The sequence below is a fragment of the Acetobacter sp. genome (genome assembly GCF_047721705.1).
Lineage (GTDB): Bacteria > Pseudomonadota > Alphaproteobacteria > Acetobacterales > Acetobacteraceae > Acetobacter.
The window spans coordinates 1-16,223 of the sequence record NZ_JBDNXK010000073.1 but is presented as its reverse complement, the minus strand read 5'-3'; the positions used below and the strand labels follow the sequence as shown (position 1 = coordinate 16,223).

The window sequence follows — 16,223 nt, the reverse complement described above, 5'->3', positions numbered from 1 at the left end:
TTACGACAAAAAGGAACTCAACGAGGATGGTCCTGTGGCTATCGGCGTCATTGCCGGTGTGGGCGTCACGCTCGCCACGTCTCTTCTCGGTGTTTCCTGCTGCCGTGCGCGCCGCCGCGCCAAGCTGCTGAAAAAGGCCTCCTGAGATGAATGCAACGTCCCCCACGCATCATACGGTGCAGCGTTCCCAGCTCGGTCGTGCCCGTGGTCTTGGTTCCGGTCATTCCGGCACCGAACACTGGATTGTCGAGCGCGTTTCAGCCGCCAGCCTTCTGCCACTTTCCGGTTGGTTCGTGATCCAGATGTTCCGTCTGGGCGGCGCGGACTACGAAAAAGTGGCTGACTGGGGCGGCAAGCCAGTGAATGCCGCGCTGCTGACCGCTCTGGTCGGCACCAGTTTCTACCATGCCGAAGCCGGCCTTCAGGTGATCGTGGATGACTACGTCCACGGCAAGGCTCACGCCCCGGCCAAGCTGCTGGTGCGGATCGGAGCGGGGCTGCTCGGTATGATCGGCATTGTTTCGGTGCTGAAACTGGCTTTCACCCGCTCTGCCTCAAAGGGCTGACTGCACATGACCGGCCGGACCGTCGGTTCGTGCCGGTTTTTCTGATGCATTGACTGGTCGCAAGATAACGGGAGCGCCGTCACTATGAACGCTAATTCCTCTCCTTCTCGGGGGGCCTACCGCATTGTCGATCACGCCTATGACGTGGTCGTGGTTGGCGCCGGCGGGTCGGGTCTCCGTGCAACGCTGGGTATGGGCGCCGCTGGCCTGTCCACCGCCTGCGTCACGAAAGTTTTCCCCACACGCAGCCATACGGTCGCAGCACAGGGCGGCATCGGTGCCTCTCTGGGCAACATGGCCGAAGATAACTGGCGCTGGCATATGTACGACACCGTGAAGGGGTCGGACTGGCTGGGCGATCAGGACGCGATCGAGTACATGTGCCGCGAGGCGGTTCCCGCCGTGTACGAACTCGAACATTTCGGCGTGCCCTTCTCCCGCACCGAACAGGGCAAGATCTATCAGCGCCCCTTCGGCGGTCACATGAGCGACTACGGCAAGGCCCCGGTGCCCCGCGCCTGCGCCGCCGCCGACCGCACCGGCCATGCAATCCTGCACACGCTGTATCAGCAGTGCCTGAAGCATAACGTCGAATTCTTCGTCGAGTATTTCGCCATCGACCTCATCATGGATGAGGAAGGCGCATGTCGCGGCGTAATGGCCTGGTGTCAGGACGACGGCACGATCCATCGCTTCAATGCGAAGATGGTCGTTCTGGCGACGGGCGGTTATGGCCGCGCCTACCAGTCCTGCACCTCGGCCCACACCTGCACGGGTGACGGCGGCGGCATGGTCATGCGCGCCGGTCTGCCGACGCAGGACATGGAGTTCGTGCAGTTCCATCCGACCGGCATTTATCCGGCAGGTTGCCTGCTCACGGAAGGCTGCCGTGGTGAAGGCGCTTACCTGACCAATTCGGAAGGCGAACGCTTCATGGAGCGTTACGCACCGACGGCGAAGGATCTGGCGTCCCGTGACGTCGTGTCCCGCGCCATGACGGTGGAAATGCGTGAAGGTCGTGGCTGTGGTCCGAAGAAGGACCACATGATGATGCATCTGGAGCATCTCGGTTCCGACCTGCTGCATGAGCGTCTGCCGGGCATCATCGAGACGTCCCGCATCTTCGCCGGTGTGGACGTGACGAAGGAGCCGGTTCCGGTTCTGCCGACCGTTCACTACAACATGGGCGGTATCCCGACGAACATTCATGGCGAAGTTGTCCGTCCGACGGACGATAACCCTGATGCCGTCGTGCCGGGTCTGATGGCAGTTGGTGAAGCGGCCTGCGTGTCCGTGCACGGTGCAAACCGTCTCGGCACCAACTCGCTGCTCGATCTGATCGTCTTCGGTCGTGCTGCTGCGAAGCGCGCCGCCGAGATCGTCAAGCCGACCGACTTCGTAAAGCCGCTGCCTGCCGGCGCTGGCGAGAACGCGCTCGATCGTCTCGACGCTCTGCGTTACGCCAAGGGCGGCACCCGCGTTTCCGAACTGCGCGACCGTCTCCAGCGTGACATGCAGATGCACGCGGCGGTGTTCCGCACCGAGGAAAGCCTCAAGGAAGGGTGTGACAAGATCGCGGATATCTGGAAAGCCAAGGACGACCTGTCCGTGGCCGACCGTTCCCTGATCTGGAACAGCGACCTGATGGAAGCGCTTGAGTTCGAGAACCTTCTTGCCAACGCAACCGTGACGCTCGAAAGCGGCCTTGTCCGCCATGAAAGCCGCGGCGCTCATGCCCGTGACGATTATCCGGACCGTGACGACAAGGACTGGATGAAGCACAGCGTGTCCTGGCTGGATGACAAGGGCGGCACGAAGATGACGTACCGTCCGGTGCATATGAAGACCCTCACCGACGAGGTTCAGGTCTTCCCACCCAAGAAGCGCGTTTACTAACCCGCCGTCAGAAGAGGGAGACTGACCATGGTCGAACTGAAACTTCCGCGGAACAGCACGGTGGGAAAAGGGCAGTTCTTTCCTGCCCCCGCCGGCTCCAAGAATGTGCGGACTTTCAAGATCTATCGCTGGACGCCGGATGACGACAGCAATCCGGTGATGGACTCGTATGAGATCGACATCGACACCATCGGCCCGATGGTTCTCGATGCGCTGATCCATATCAAGAACGATGTCGATCCGACGCTGACGTTCCGCCGCTCCTGCCGTGAAGGCATCTGCGGTTCCTGCGCGATGAACATCGACGGCGAGAACACGCTCGCGTGCCTCAAGCCGATCCGGGACATGCAGGGGGATATCATCATCAATCCCCTGCCGCACATGCCCATCGTGAAGGATTTGGTGTCCAACCTCGACGGTGCGTATGCCCAGTTGCGCTCCATCGATCCGTGGATGAAGGCCGACAGCGCACCCCCGCCGGATGGCGAGCGTCTTCAGTCACCGGAGGAGCGAGCCAAGCTGGACGGTATGTGGGAGTGCATCCTGTGCTTCTGCTGCACCACCTCCTGCCCGTCCTACTGGTGGAACGGCGATCGTTACCTCGGCCCGGCCACACTGCTCGCTGCCTATCGCTGGATCGCGGACAGCCGTGACGAACATCAGGGTGACCGGCTGGACTCGCTGGAAGACACCTTCAAGCTCTATGCGTGCCGCACGATCATGAACTGCACGCAGACCTGTCCGAAGGGACTCAATCCCGCCAAGGCTATTGGTCGGATCAAGGAACTTCAGGTCGAACGTAAGCTCTGATCTGCTTCAGCGAACGTGACAAGAAGCGCCGGAAGGGAAACTTTCCGGCGTTTTTTGTGGTCTGCTGCTTTTGCTCAGTTACGGTTTACGTAACAAAATGAAACTTTTCCGCTCAAACATTAAATTCAGAGCAGTTCATCGCTTTCACCAACACTCCGTTAACCACCATCCCGCATTGCTGGTCAGTATTGGAAAAGCTGGTGGGATTTCATGGCCTTTTATCCTTTCACAGATACTGAACAGGCTTATCCCCGTAACCAGTGGTATGTCGCCGCCTGGTCGCATGAAATCAGCGAAAAGCCTTTCATGCGGACGGTCTCCGGTGAACGCATCATTCTTTATCGCCAGCACTCCGGCACAGTCGTAGCGGTCTCCGGCCTTTGTCCTCATCGTCAGATGCCATTGGAAACAGCCGAAATCGTCAATGATCAGATTATTTGTCCATACCACGGTGCAGCGTTCAACCCGGATGGCGTGTGTGCCCATCTCCCATTTCAGAATCATGTTCCCGACGGAATGAACCTGAAATCCTTTCGGGTCGAGGAAAGCGCTCCATTTATCTGGCTGTGGGTCGGCCAGAATGACCGGGCAGACATGGATAGCCTTCCTTACGCCAGAGAACTCTCCCCCGTCCCCGGCCAGAATCTTCTCTTCGGCATGCACAGTTTTCATGTGCAGGCACGCTCTCAGATTGTTCTCGAAAATTTATTCGATCAATCTCACATCAGCTTCACGCATCCTCTCACACTGGGCCAGCGATGCGCCGAAAATGGTCCCACCAAACCTTCGGACATTATCGAGAAAGATAACTATCTCGCGTTCATGAGGCTCTCGCTGCCCAAGGGCACCGATGACGCTCTCCGGGCATTTTTTCCCGATATCAGCCCTCAGATACGAATCAGAAGCCGTTCGGAACTGTTTGGGGTCTCGCTTGTCGTAGCAGCGGGATCGGAAATCCTTGCCTGCGATGCTGAGGGCGAACCCGTCGCCAGTGTTGGTGATCTGGTTTTCTTTCATGCGATCACGCCGGAAACGGACCATAGCACGCATTATTTTGCCGGAATCATGCGGAACTTCGCGCTGGAGAATGACCTCGTTTCCACCAGTTATGCGGAACGCAATGATCATGTCGTGCTTGAAGACATCAAGGTGCTGGAAGCTATAGAGCCCTGTCTTGCAAAAGCTGCCGCATCTGATGAACCGAACTTCGTGACAGACGCTGCTGCCATCCGTGTGCGACGTCGTATTGAGGCCCATTTGATGAAGGAAAGCAGTGATGCGGCTTTAATTTAAGAAGCACCTGCTTCAACAGATATTCTCAAAAACTAATATTCTGATAATTTCTGACTGCAAAACATATCATTTCACGTCTTCTCCTGACATGATGGACTGCTTTTTTGCAGTTATCAGGATACGAAAGCAGAATGCAGTCAGTACAAAAAGGATTTTTTGTCTCCCGACGGGCAACGAAGAACATACGGTTTGATGCATTACAATCTGTACGCGGGCTGGCAGCGGTGGTTGTGGTGCTGCGCCACGTTCTCGCCTGCTATCCGTTACCCAGCCATACGGCGGCTGTGATCGTCTTTTTCCTTTTCAACTCGCCTGCTGCGGTCACGCTCTTCTTCACGCTCAGCGGATTTGTTCTCGTGCATGCGCTTGAACATAGACAGTTCGCTGTCCGCACCATTCTGGCATTCTGGACGCAGCGTGTTTTTCGTATCCTGCCCGCCCTCATGGCTGTAACGGTTCTGAGCTTTCTCTATACGCGCCTTCCCATCTCTGGCTGGCCTCTCGCTGCCAACGATCCTTTCATGGATGGTCTGCTGCTTCACGATATGCCTTTGTCGCCAGCAGGATTGTTCAAGTGCCTTATCTCGCTTTCAGGCGCACTTATCCCCCAGAACTGGACGGTTCTGGTCGAACTCATTGCCGCCGCCGGCTTCCCGATCCTCTGGTTGTGTAGCCGTAGCGGCGCACGCGCTTTTCTACCTCTGGCTGCCTTTACTCTTGTTCTTGCCTTCTGCGCGCCGGGAGGAGGAAAAGGACTTCCCTTCATTTACAGCTTCAGTTTTGTTGCCGGTGCAGCAGCTTACCGGGCGTGGCAGAACACGGACATCCGTCTGACTGGCGTGGGCGTCCTGCTGGCCACCATTGGTCTGTCGCTGCCCACGACGCTTCTGACAGAACCGGAAACATTGGGTGCCTACTTCAATTCGTCTACCCTTGTGGTTCCTGAAGCCGTGTTTGCAGCCATCCTGCTTTTCGGATTGTCCAGAGACGAAACTCCTATTGCCCGCGCCCTTTCAAACCGCCCCCTGCTTTGGCTAGGTGATATCTCCTTCAGTCTTTATCTCGTGCATTTCCTCATCATTGCCATAGCGGGCAGGCTCCTGACCCCGTGGTTACCTGCCATGCCCGTGGTTGGACGCGACCTACTCGTGTTTGTTGTGACGATGCTGATCGCCTTGCCGCTCAGTCATCTGCTCTACGAATTCGTCGAAAAACCATTCAACAATTTCGGCCGGAAACTCGCATCTTTCTGGCGTGCACCCCGCATTTAGGAAACATTCACGGCAGCGGGACGGTCTGGAAAAGCGTTACGCGCAGGCCACCGTGAGGAACAGGGGCTGCGGGCGGTAGAAATGGCAGCCCCGTAGCCTGCGCCAGCATGGTTTCCATCGTGACAATGCCAACGCGCCAGCCTGAGAAGCGCTCCAGCAAAGTCTGACCAAACGCCCGATAAAGCGGAATAAGCGCCTTTTTATCGCCAATGCGTGTGCCATAAGGCGGGTTGGCAATTACCAGTCCCGGCGGTCCTTCCGGCGCGGTCAGTGCGCTGATCGGCGCCTGCTGGAAGGATACGAAAGCACTGACACCCGCCCGTTCGGCATTGGCTTCACTCATGGCGATAGCGCCTGCGTCTCTGTCACTGCCATAGAAGCGGACCGACGGAATACGCTCACTTTTCACAGTGCGCATACGCTCCCACTCTTCCGGATTGAACGTCAGCAGTTTTTCAAAGGCGAAATGACGTGAGCGACCGGGATTGAGGCGCGCGGCGATTTCAGCCGCTTCCAGAATGAACGTTCCGGACCCGCACATGGGATCGACAACCGGTTCGTTGCCATCGTAGCCGCACTGACGGAGAAAAAGTGACGCCATCGTTTCCCGTATTGGCGCACGATTGACCGCCTCCTTGTGACCACGGCGATGCAGAAGATCGCCGGACGTATCAACGCTGATGGTGCAGACATCATGGTCGATACGAACACGGATACTCACGCCATCCTGCTCGGCGGAAGGAGCGCCTATCGTTTCGTTGATAGCCCGAGTAATTCTCTCAGCCGCCGCACGCTCGTGATAGATCCGCGATGCCGTGCAGGAAACCTCCACACGAAAAGGCACATCCGGGCGCAAAACCTCCGCCCATGGCACGCGGCGGGCCCGATGATCGAGTTGCGCCAGATGGGTGACATGAAACGTGTCGATGCGGGCCAGAACGCGACTGCATCCCCGTATCCACAAATTGGCCCGCCACACTTCCGGCCACTGCCCACGAATGAGCACACCACCGGGTGTTACGACAGGTCGCTTGAAACCCTTGTGGCGGACTTCATCACACAAAACAGTTTCAAGACCGGGGACCGTGGCCAGGAATATGTCGAAATCGGCGCTGTTTTTCATGCGCCTTGCATGGCAGGAAGATGAGGGAACAGCAATCGGTAAGCGTGCTGAACCGCCAACGGCAAAACAGTGCGTGATTTTTGGAAAATGTCTTTCAAAATCGGTTTTTAAATTGGAATCATATCACTTCTCACGACGCTTATTTCTGACGCACGCAAATGCGCGTTTACAAAGCTGTATTTTTATGTGATCATTTTTCGAACAGGCAGCGTGTGCTTAACATCGTGTAAAATAAGGGATTTCTCCCAGAATGGACACGTCTGAAGCTGTTATTACAACAGCCAACTGTGAAGCTTTTGATTTCCTTCCAGACCCCGTGGCAGTGCTCTCTGCGCGAGGAAAATATGATCATTTCAATAAAGCCTGGAAGGCTCAGGCCGCTCACCTTGGAAGCGTCTTTACGTCCAATGACTGGGTTTCCTGCATCCACGAAGATGACCGAGAGGCGCTCGAAGCCTTTCTATACAAGGACTATTCCAGCAATCAGGTCGTAGAAACCGAACTGCGGATAGGGTCGCCTTCCTCAGGCTATGAATGGTTCCTTCTGCGCTCGGCGCCCCATGCCAATGAATATGGCAAGATCCTTTTTCGGCTGCATATTCTGACCAATCTGCATGCAAAAAAGGAAAAAGAGATTTCGCTGCATCGGGCTGCAAAAGAACGGGAAGCCCTTCTTAACGCCAGCAGTGACTGCATCAAGCTGATCAATCTCGACGGAACGCTGGCGCATATGAATTCGGCGGGATGCACGGCCCTGTGTGTTGATCCCGCCTCCGGATTTGGAATGGAATGGCTGTCGCTTCTTCCGCCAGAAATCAGCGAGCCGGGTCTTGAATCGCTGGAGCAGGTGAGAAACGGAGTTTGCAACCAGTTTCTCGGCATGAGTCAGGCGCCCGGTGAAGATCCTCGCTATTGGGAAAACCGGCTGACCCCTCACCTTTCCCCTGACGGCAAAGTAGAAGCCATTGTGTGCGTCTCCCGTGACGTAACAGCAGCGCATCAGGCGGAACAACGTATTGGCATCTTGCTAAGGGAAGTCAGCCACCGGGCGCGGAACATGCTGACGGTCATCCGGGCGCTGATTCGTCGCACAGTGCCTGATCCACAGGAAGAATTTGTCTCCATTCTCGACAAACGCATCACATCGATTGCCCGAAGCCAGGATCTTCTCGTGGATGATCAATGGCGCGGCGCAACCATCCGGCAGGTGGTCTACACGCAGACCGTCACGGTCAAAAATGAACAGAGTGACAGGCTGCATATCGAAGGCGACCCCACAATCCGCCTTCGCCCGGATTCGGCCGAAAAAATCGGACTAGCTATCCACGAGCTGACGACCAATGCCATCCGTCATGGCGCTTTTTCCAATGAGATCGGGTCTGTTTTCATTAACTGGAAAATCGAAAAACGGGATGACGAACGCGTTTTCTCCCTTCGTTGGAAGGAAAAGGGCGGCCCGACCATCATTGAACCTGTGCGCAAAGGGTTTGGGGCGGCCCTGATTGAACGCAACCCGCGTGGCGTTCAGGGTTCGACCGTTATCTATCGTTCGGAAGAAGACGGCATTCTGTGGGAATTCTCCGCCCCCGCCTGCAACGTCCTGTCCCCGCACCAGAACTAAACCCGCCTGCTTGAGAGAAGAGGGCATTGCAGCCTATACTCCACGTTACACAAACTGGAGTGACCTTGTGTTCGACGGAAATCTGGCCTCGACGAGCGGCCGTCGCAGAGCCTGGATGGACAGTCTGTTCGTCGATCATGCCGTGTTCCGGCTGGTATGGACCAATTTCCACACCGTCATTCCCGGCAAGGTCTATCGCTGCAATCATCCAACGCCTGCCCGACTGGCAGCAGCGACACGACGCTATCACCTGAAAACACTGGTCAATCTGCGAGGCCATCGTAAATGCGGCTCCGACGCCCTCTCACGTAATGCAGCGGACCAGATCGGCCTCACTCATATCGATATGGCGTTTGAAAGCCGGGGAGCGCCACATCGGGACCGTATCCTCCGTTTCGCATCGCTCTACCGCTCGCTTGAATTTCCCATGCTCATGCACTGCAAATCAGGAGCGGACCGCGCGGGTCTTGCCTCCGGATTGGTGGTCATGTTCGAAGGCGGCACAACGGATCAGGCGCTCCAGCAGCTTTCGTGGCGCTTCGGCCACTTCAACCATTCCCGCACAGGCATTCTCGATGCTTTCTTCTGGCGTTATCGCACCGAAGCAGAAGGCAGAATTCCTTTTCTGGAATGGGTCGAGCATCATTACGATGAAGCCGCGCTGAAAAAGGATTTTGTGGCGGGAAAGCTCGCTTCCTTTGTCACAGATCAGATTCTGCGACGGGAATAATGCATTCAGACCGCAGGTTCTTCCTCGTGAACGACATGGAGTGAACCGGGACCACCGATGATATGACCTATGGGTGTCAGAGCATCGACATGATCACAGACAATCTTGAACACGGCGAGCATGGGCACTGACAGGAAAGCGCCCGTGATGCCCCACATCCAGTCCCAGAACAGCAGTGACCCCATGACCAGAACGGGATTCAATGTGAAGCGCCGGGCCAGCAGCATGGGCGTGATCGTCTCCCCTTCCAGCAGATGGATGCAGAGATAAATCGCTGGCGGCACCAACGCGCTGATAGCCGTGGGGAATGTCAGAAGCGCCACACAGAAATAGATGACCATCCCCGTAAACGGCCCGATGATGGGGATGTAATTGAGAGCGAAGGCGACCACACCCCACAAAAGCGGATTGGGCATCCCCGTCGCCCAGCACTGGAACGTGTTCGCCAGTCCGACAAAGAGATTCATCATGGTGATAGTGGCGAGATAGATCGAGATGTTGCGTTCGATATGCGTCGTGATCTGCACGGCGCGACGCTTGTCATTGAATGTCGGCATGATCTCGACAAAACGCCGTAGCAGACTGTCGCCCTGAGCCAGCAGGAAGAACAGCATAATAAAAAACGTGAAAAGCTGTCCCATGAAGGCCTGAGTGCCGAGCAGCAGTGATGAGCCCAGCGGGACGAACCCGGACGTGACAGACGGTCCTTCGTGCGAGGTTGCCACACCGAGAAGCTGCTGAACCCGCAGACTAGTGGTCTGAAGGAAATGAAGCGGGTCCTTGAGAATGGCAAGATGGGACTGAACGAGAGTGATTTCTTCAGGCAGTTGCGAAACCCAGTTCGCGGCTGGAACAGACACCGCCATTCCAATCGCCGCCAGCCCTCCGAACATTCCGCAGATGAGCAGGAACGCCACAATCGGCTTGGGCAGGTGTGTTCGATGCGTGATGACCCGCATGGGTGTGACAAGCATCAGATTGGTGACGACCGCCATGACCATCGGCAGCAGAATGGCAGCGGCTATGCGCAGTGTATAGAAGACAGCAAGAACCGTGAGAATGATAAGGCAGACCTGCGAAACATCTAGCCGGGCACGACGCACGGCGGCATGCATCCGGGCCTGCTGGGCGCGCTCCGCCTGAACTTCATCTCCTTCCTCAGAGGCGAGAACCGAAGGAGGGAGAACGGAACGTTCGTCATCAGCATGGGAGGGTTTCGCATCCCCGTTGCCGCCCTTTTCCGGACCGTCCGTCCCGTCCTGCATCCGCTCGTTCCTTACCCTGCCGGAATGGTTAATTCCCCATTCCAGCGCACGCAACGGACACAGTCCCTCGCCTCTTTCCAGAAAGGCTACTGATCTCTCGCCTGTCAATTTCCATCAGCGTGAGGCGTGCCGCTTTGGCACGTCAGCCATGTTTACATGACAGCGTTTGTCAGATCAGGTCATGCACCTTGATGAGAGCATAACTCGCCAGCGTGACCATGCAGGTGATTTCGTTGTCACGCACCATCCGCTCAAACTCGCTCAGCGGAATCGTATGGCAGGTAATGTCTTCTTCCGTCTCTTCGAGATCGTTTGGTCCCTGCGTGAGATCGGTCGCGAGATAGACATGACCGCGCTGGGTGGAATAGCCCGCCCCCTGATAGACCACGCCAACGTGACGCATGGTTGCCGCAAGCAGTCCCGTTTCCTCCCGCAACTCTCCCGCAGCGACGATATCAGGATTGGCATCAGGCTTTGTTTCCCACATGCCCATCGGGAACTCCCACATGCGCCGCTGCACGGGATAACGGAACTGCTGGATCAACGTGACAGTGCGATCAGCACCCTTCCCGCCCACAGGCATGATGACGACAAAATCGCCGCGCTCCACAATGCCATACAGGCCGTCCTTGCCGTTCGGCCGACGGATGATATCCTCACGCACCCGGGTCCAGGGGTTTTCATAGGCCACACGGGTGGAAAGTGTGACGTACCCACCATCATCAGGCTTGTCGGCAGTGGGCGCGGAAGAAAGAGGCCGGTCTGTCGTCATGCAGAAAATCCTCATGCAAGCTTGTGCCGTGAAACGGCAACCGTGTCAGATCGTTGTGAGGGTAGACTGTCTGCCCGTTCTCTGAAACCGTTACCGCGCTCTTCTGCTGTCCCGGAATCTTTATGAAGCACCCCGACCTCCCCGCACCTTCCGTCGTCCGCCGTATTCTCCCGGCGCTGACTTTCACTCTCGCCTGTTACACGGTCATCGGGCTTCAGATGGCGGTTGTGCCGCTCTTCGTTCACCTTGCGCTCCATTTCGGCACGGCGCTCGCGGGCTTTGCCGTTTCCGCGCAATATCTCGCGACTCTCGCCACCCGCACATCAGCGGGACGACGACTGGATTCCAGCGGCGCACGCGATGTTGTCGTGATTGGTCTGATCGTCGGGTGCTGTTCCGGCATTCTGCTGATGGCAGCCTCGCTGTCCGAAGCCATGCCGTTTCTTTCTCTCGGTCTACTCCTGCTCGGACGGGCACTTCTCGGCTTCAGTGAAAGCTGGACTTCCGTTGGTGTCATCATCTGGAATCTGCAACGGGCGGGCGCACCCAACGCGGCCACTGTCATCTCATGGAACGGCGTCTGCTCTTATGGCGGCATCGCACTTGGAGCACCCATTGCGTCCGCGATCTTCTCATCACACGGCAGGCTCGGTGGATTACTGGGCGTCGGACTTGTCTGCGCAGTTCTTCTGGCGGCCTGCGTGCCCTATGCCCTGTCACAAGCGACGGTGCAGCCAGCGCCCTCCACGGAAGCCAAACCTTCGTCACTTTCCGTCTTTCGCGGGGTCTTTCCTTATGGCTGCGCGCTAGGGGCAGCTTCAGTCGGATTTGGCGCTATTGTGTCCTGCCTGACGCTCTATTTTGAAGATCAGCACTGGGCGGGTTCCGCCATCGCGCTCGCCGTGTTCGGGATTTTCTTTGTTCTGACGCGCTTCGCCTTTTCCGCGCAGATCAATAAAATCGGGGGGCGCAAAGTCACCCTCATTTCCATGATCGTGGAAACACTAGGTCTCCTGATCCTTGCCGGAACTCACTCTGTCTTTCTGGCAGATGTTGGGGCGGCCCTGACAGGCGTTGGATTTTCCCTCGTCTTTCCAGCTCTCGGTGTTCTGGCGCTCGACCGGCTGGGCGCGGCGAACAGAGGCGTCACCATCGGGATGTTCTCCGTCTTTCTCGATCTGGCCATCGGCGTGTCCGGACCGGTGCTTGGCATGATCATTCCGCTCTGGGGTTTTCCAACGCTCTTCACCATTGCAGCTGCGTTCAGCATCATCTCTTTCATTGTCACGATGGCGCTTCCCCGCACACATCAGAAAGCCTGATTACAATGGCTTTTCATCAGTCTGGTGAGGGACGTGAAGATATGACAGTGTATTCCGTATATGGACTTCAACGTCGTTACATTTGAGATAAGGAGGCCTTCTTGAGAGGAGATTCCATTCCCACACCGCCTCGTTCCGTGGCGGTCGCCGTATTCTGCGGCTCCCGCTTTGGCCATCATCCTGCCTACAAGGAAGCGGCTGAAAATGTCGGCGCCACCCTCGCCGCTCTGGACATGCACCTCGTATATGGCGGAGGCGATGTCGGGCTGATGGGCGTGGTCGCTGACGCCGCCATTCAGGGTGGGGGACGTGTGACCGGCATCATCCCCCAGTTTCTGGAAGCACGGGAAGTCATGCATCGGGGCGTCACGGATCTGATCGTGACCGATTCCATGCATACCCGTAAGCAGAAAATGTTCGCGCTGTCTGACGCGTTCCTTATTCTGCCCGGCGGCTTCGGCACTTTCGACGAACTGATGGAAATCCTCACCTGGCGTCAGCTCAAGCTGCACGACAAGCCTATTCTCATTCTGAATGTGCAGAACTGGGCCCGTTCCCTGATCGCGACGCTGGATGACGCGATGACCGAGGGCTTTGCTTCTCCTGAAGCACGCCGGCTTGTGGAAGTCGTGCCGGATGTAGAGTCCGCTTTCATTCGTCTCAAGAGCCTTCTGCCCTGCATGTCCGCTACGGTGGAAGCAGGTGGAATGGACAAGTTCTGACGGTCTCAACGTGGCATAAATGTTTTTCTGCCACCCACCCGGCGTTTTGCCTCTTGCCGAAATAATGAATGGGCGCTATTACGCGCCCACCCCATCGGAGTGTAGCTCAGCCTGGTAGAGCACTGTGTTCGGGACGCAGGGGCCGGAGGTTCGAATCCTCTCACTCCGACCAGGGTTTACTTCAGAAACGTATGATCTGAAGCCATTTAGAAGCATCGTTAACAGGATGCTTCCTTCCTCATCTCTTCGACCCAGACGCCATGGCTAAAAGTCGTGTCTGTCGTGCGGCGGCACAGACTTGCAGTTGTAGTGTGGCGGGTGTTCTCTGAACCTCAGTGTGATGCTGAGGATATGATCATGAGCAAATACTGGATGAAGGAAGTGAAGGAAGAAGGCGGCCAGATCGTCCGCTGGGAAATCTATCACGAGGATGAACTGATCCGCTCCTTCACGGATCAGCATGCTGCTGAGAAACTACTTTCCGAACTACGCGACAAAGAAGAGAAAAGCCCTACTCTTTAAGCGTAAGCCCTACGCATAGATGGACTAATGATCCCGCGCCCCACAAAGCGCGGGATTTCTTTTGTTGTCTATAGAATCTCATAGTTTCCAGTCCGCCAACCTGCGACTGGCGACCACATGGGAGGAAAGTTCCGCATTAACGATGGCCATCGCGCCAATCACATCGGTCAATTTGGCCCTGAGCAAGGGAGACTTCTCCTTCTGCTCCCTTTCCCGAAGATGTTGCATCGCATCCGTTACATCTCCGGTTGAAGGCTGCGTTTTATGCAGCATAGGCAAAAAGGAAGGGATCGCTTTCCGGATATGCGCCACTATGTCGGCAGGAAGCGCCTTGTCCGTGAGCTTTGACTCCAGATAAATCAGGTTTCTGCCTGCCGTCATGACCGCGAACGTGCTGTGCAGCCAAAGATCCACGCGCGCGAGATCCTGAGCTTTGCAGTGGGCAATGAAATTTTCCATCCCCTGAACAATCCCGCCAACCCAGGCCTGATCCGAAACACATTCGGGGAGTGTCGTGATTTCTTTCATCTTTTTACAGATGAACCGGTCAAAGACTTTCAGAAAATGCCCCACGCCGAACGGCAGAAGATAGCGAAAGATCATACCGCCAAGACCAAGCCCCATCAGCAACGCCAGCGACGTGTTGAACCATTGGATTTCATCCACCCGGGAATGATTTTCGGGCAGAAGCATGAATGGGAAGAAATTCACGAAGGACGCGCCGACAGCTGCCGTAGCGGCATGACGATTGACGAGGCCGCCAATGACCATCGGAATGGCCACAAAAAAACAGAACAACGGATAATCCGAAGTGACCGGCATGATGAGAAATACCGGCACGACCGCTGCAAGCACCGCCCAGACTGCGCCAAAGAAGAATGTCTTGCTTGCAACCAGCGGATTGGGAAAAGCCGCGAAACGCGCACAGACGACGCAAACGAACATCACCACCAGAGAGCCGGTCGGCCATCCCGTTACTTCCCAGATCAGCGCTGCCAGCAGGACGGAGACAAACGAACGCAGACCGTTGATCAGCGCTGCCCGCCAGTCAGGAAAACGCACGAGCCGAAGACGGGAAACGGTTTTGCGTTCGCTTTCCGCCCCGCTGAAACAATGCATGAGGAGACTGAACTCCCGCATGAGAAGCACCAGTCCCTGAAGCACGATCCGTTGCTCGACAAGAAATGCACGATCAGCGCTTGAATCTTCCTGCGCCGCTGTTCTCGCGATGGAGGTTTCACAGTCAGCCACCAGCCTGTCGGTCTGATCACGAAGCACCTGCTCACCTTCCTCTGTACTCAACAGATGCGGGACATTCTCCAGTGTGGTGATGAAAGAAGCTATGAGCGGCGAGACTTCGGGCCCATTCTCATGCACTGAAAGAGAAAGTCTGGTTCTCATGCCCAACCCACGGGAGAGAAACCGTGTCGCTTCCCCGAGCGTCCCCTGTGCATAAGCAATCATTGATCGGGAACGGCCGGTTTCGATCGCACTGAACTCGATCCGATCGCTCAGCGCCATGACATGAGAAAACGTATCGTAAAGGTCTCGCGCGGGCGGAGAGCGTTTCAGCAGGATTTCCCGCACGACCGACGCGGTCATGATGATGATTTCCCGCAGATACTGCCTGATGGCCGCGTGCGCCCGGCTGCTGGCGTTGGGTTCGCAGACCAGAGCCACGGTCATCTCGCAGATCACGCCTAGAATAATGTACGTGCTGCGCGCGATGGCGATCTGAAAGACGTGATCCGAGTCAGTAATGGCGGAAATTGAAATGATGGCGCAGGGAAAGCCCATCAGAACAAACATGTAGCTTCTGAAATTGGAGCAAAGCGTTCCCAAACCGGCGCACAGGCCAATCCAGAACGCCAGCATTGGAAAGAATAGCCAGGGCTGCTGCGGCGCGGCGGACACCAGAACAATGGCGGCGACCGCGCCAAGCAATGTGCCCACTATTCGCCAGTGGGCTTTTGACAGACTTTCCCCAATGGTTTTCTGGGCAACGATCCAGACGGTCATGGCCGCCCATTGAGGCTGACCAAGCTCCATCCACATGGCGATGCTGAGGGCGATCAGGGAAGTGATTGTGGTTCTGAGCGAAAAAAGAAAATCGGAGAGTGAAGGTGCGAAAAGCCATTCCCAATTCCAGATGGCCTGACGGAGTGTTTTCCCCTGCACAGTAATCGTTCACCCTCATCCCGAACCGTTGTCAGCGTAGGAATAGCTGGACTGCCCAAGAAAACAATCACGATTTTTTCAGGTCTTTTCCTTCTTCTCAGGAAAATGCCCATTTTCTACGGTAAATAAATT

General features: G+C 56.4%; 14 protein-coding genes and 1 tRNA gene. 11 read left to right on the top strand and 4 right to left on the bottom strand.

Annotated features, from left to right (window positions below; genetic code table 11):
- The first annotated feature begins 146 nt into the window (after positions 1–146).
- The 5 genes from sdhD to ABF824_RS12135 all read left to right on the top strand — a co-directional run bounded on the left by sdhD (position 147) and on the right by ABF824_RS12135 (position 5,836).
- Positions 147–566, top strand: a complete 420-nt coding sequence (sdhD, locus tag ABF824_RS12155) for a succinate dehydrogenase, hydrophobic membrane anchor protein (protein WP_415489310.1) — start codon at positions 147–149, stop codon at positions 564–566.
- Between the two features lie 84 nt (positions 567–650).
- The gene (gene sdhA / locus ABF824_RS12150) at positions 651–2,462 is read left to right on the top strand and encodes a succinate dehydrogenase flavoprotein subunit (protein WP_415489309.1); all 1,812 of its coding nucleotides are present in this window, start codon (positions 651–653) and stop codon (positions 2,460–2,462) included.
- Between the two features lie 27 nt (positions 2,463–2,489).
- Positions 2,490–3,272 carry a succinate dehydrogenase iron-sulfur subunit gene (locus ABF824_RS12145; protein ID WP_415489308.1) on the top strand — a complete coding sequence of 261 codons (783 nt, stop codon included), beginning with the start codon at positions 2,490–2,492 and terminating at the stop codon, positions 3,270–3,272.
- Positions 3,273–3,482: 210 nt separating this feature from the next.
- A complete protein-coding gene (locus tag ABF824_RS12140; RefSeq protein WP_415489307.1) occupies positions 3,483–4,565 on the top strand; it encodes a Rieske 2Fe-2S domain-containing protein in 1,083 nt (360 codons plus the stop codon).
- Positions 4,566–4,696: 131 nt separating this feature from the next.
- Positions 4,697–5,836 carry an acyltransferase family protein gene (locus tag ABF824_RS12135; protein ID WP_415489306.1) on the top strand — a complete coding sequence of 380 codons (1,140 nt, stop codon included), beginning with the start codon at positions 4,697–4,699 and terminating at the stop codon, positions 5,834–5,836.
- Positions 5,837–5,843: 7 nt separating this feature from the next.
- On the opposite strand, the gene ABF824_RS12130 is transcribed toward ABF824_RS12135, so the two are convergent.
- Complete coding sequence (locus ABF824_RS12130; protein ID WP_415489305.1) at positions 5,844–6,959, bottom strand: THUMP domain-containing class I SAM-dependent RNA methyltransferase; 1,116 nt, start codon at positions 6,957–6,959, stop codon at positions 5,844–5,846.
- Positions 6,960–7,209: 250 nt separating this feature from the next.
- Between ABF824_RS12130 and ABF824_RS12125 the strand changes: the two genes are divergently transcribed.
- Together ABF824_RS12125 and ABF824_RS12120 are read left to right on the top strand one after the other, a co-directional pair.
- Complete coding sequence (locus ABF824_RS12125) at positions 7,210–8,580, top strand: sensor histidine kinase (protein ID WP_415489304.1); 1,371 nt, start codon at positions 7,210–7,212, stop codon at positions 8,578–8,580.
- 67 nt (positions 8,581–8,647) lie between these two features.
- A complete protein-coding gene (locus ABF824_RS12120; RefSeq protein ID WP_415489303.1) occupies positions 8,648–9,310 on the top strand; it encodes a protein tyrosine phosphatase in 663 nt (220 codons plus the stop codon).
- Positions 9,311–9,315: 5 nt separating this feature from the next.
- Here the strand turns inward: ABF824_RS12120 and ABF824_RS12115 are convergent, their stop codons facing one another.
- Positions 9,316–10,575, bottom strand: coding sequence for an AI-2E family transporter (locus ABF824_RS12115; RefSeq protein WP_415489302.1), 1,260 nt, complete (start codon positions 10,573–10,575; stop codon positions 9,316–9,318).
- 169 nt (positions 10,576–10,744) lie between these two features.
- Positions 10,745–11,347 (bottom strand): NUDIX domain-containing protein, encoded by a 603-nt coding sequence (locus tag ABF824_RS12110; protein ID WP_415489301.1) that lies wholly within the window; start codon positions 11,345–11,347, stop codon positions 10,745–10,747.
- A gap of 122 nt (positions 11,348–11,469) precedes the next feature.
- Here ABF824_RS12110 and ABF824_RS12105 point away from each other — a divergent pair, with 122 nt between their 5' ends.
- The 4 genes from ABF824_RS12105 (at position 11,470) to ABF824_RS12090 (ending at position 13,913) form a co-directional block, all read left to right on the top strand.
- Positions 11,470–12,669, top strand: coding sequence for an MFS transporter (locus tag ABF824_RS12105; RefSeq protein WP_415489300.1), 1,200 nt, complete (start codon positions 11,470–11,472; stop codon positions 12,667–12,669).
- A gap of 101 nt (positions 12,670–12,770) precedes the next feature.
- The gene (locus ABF824_RS12100; protein WP_415489299.1) at positions 12,771–13,391 is read left to right on the top strand and encodes a TIGR00730 family Rossman fold protein; all 621 of its coding nucleotides are present in this window, start codon (positions 12,771–12,773) and stop codon (positions 13,389–13,391) included.
- 95 nt (positions 13,392–13,486) lie between these two features.
- Positions 13,487–13,563, top strand: a tRNA-Pro gene (locus tag ABF824_RS12095).
- 185 nt (positions 13,564–13,748) lie between these two features.
- Positions 13,749–13,913 carry a hypothetical protein gene (locus ABF824_RS12090; RefSeq protein ID WP_415489298.1) on the top strand — a complete coding sequence of 55 codons (165 nt, stop codon included), beginning with the start codon at positions 13,749–13,751 and terminating at the stop codon, positions 13,911–13,913.
- Positions 13,914–13,991: 78 nt separating this feature from the next.
- Here the strand turns inward: ABF824_RS12090 and ABF824_RS12085 are convergent, their stop codons facing one another.
- Positions 13,992–16,091, bottom strand: a complete 2,100-nt coding sequence (locus ABF824_RS12085) for an FUSC family protein (protein WP_415489297.1) — start codon at positions 16,089–16,091, stop codon at positions 13,992–13,994.
- Positions 16,092–16,223 lie beyond the last annotated feature (132 nt).

What these genes read in the sequence shown, in the direction of transcription:
- sdhD (WP_415489310.1), top strand. Translation starts at nt 147, where the DNA reads ATGAATGCAACGTCCCCCACGCATCATACGGTGCAGCGTTCCCAGCTC.
- sdhA (WP_415489309.1), top strand. Translation starts at nt 651, where the DNA reads ATGAACGCTAATTCCTCTCCTTCTCGGGGGGCCTACCGCATTGTCGAT.
- ABF824_RS12145 (WP_415489308.1), top strand. Translation starts at nt 2,490, where the DNA reads ATGGTCGAACTGAAACTTCCGCGGAACAGCACGGTGGGAAAAGGGCAG.
- ABF824_RS12140 (WP_415489307.1), top strand. Translation starts at nt 3,483, where the DNA reads ATGGCCTTTTATCCTTTCACAGATACTGAACAGGCTTATCCCCGTAAC.
- ABF824_RS12135 (WP_415489306.1), top strand. Translation starts at nt 4,697, where the DNA reads ATGCAGTCAGTACAAAAAGGATTTTTTGTCTCCCGACGGGCAACGAAG.
- ABF824_RS12130 (WP_415489305.1), bottom strand. Translation starts at nt 6,959, where the DNA reads ATGAAAAACAGCGCCGATTTCGACATATTCCTGGCCACGGTCCCCGGT.
- ABF824_RS12125 (WP_415489304.1), top strand. Translation starts at nt 7,210, where the DNA reads ATGGACACGTCTGAAGCTGTTATTACAACAGCCAACTGTGAAGCTTTT.
- ABF824_RS12115 (WP_415489302.1), bottom strand. Translation starts at nt 10,575, where the DNA reads ATGCAGGACGGGACGGACGGTCCGGAAAAGGGCGGCAACGGGGATGCG.
- ABF824_RS12110 (WP_415489301.1), bottom strand. Translation starts at nt 11,347, where the DNA reads ATGACGACAGACCGGCCTCTTTCTTCCGCGCCCACTGCCGACAAGCCT.
- ABF824_RS12105 (WP_415489300.1), top strand. Translation starts at nt 11,470, where the DNA reads ATGAAGCACCCCGACCTCCCCGCACCTTCCGTCGTCCGCCGTATTCTC.
- ABF824_RS12090 (WP_415489298.1), top strand. Translation starts at nt 13,749, where the DNA reads ATGAGCAAATACTGGATGAAGGAAGTGAAGGAAGAAGGCGGCCAGATC.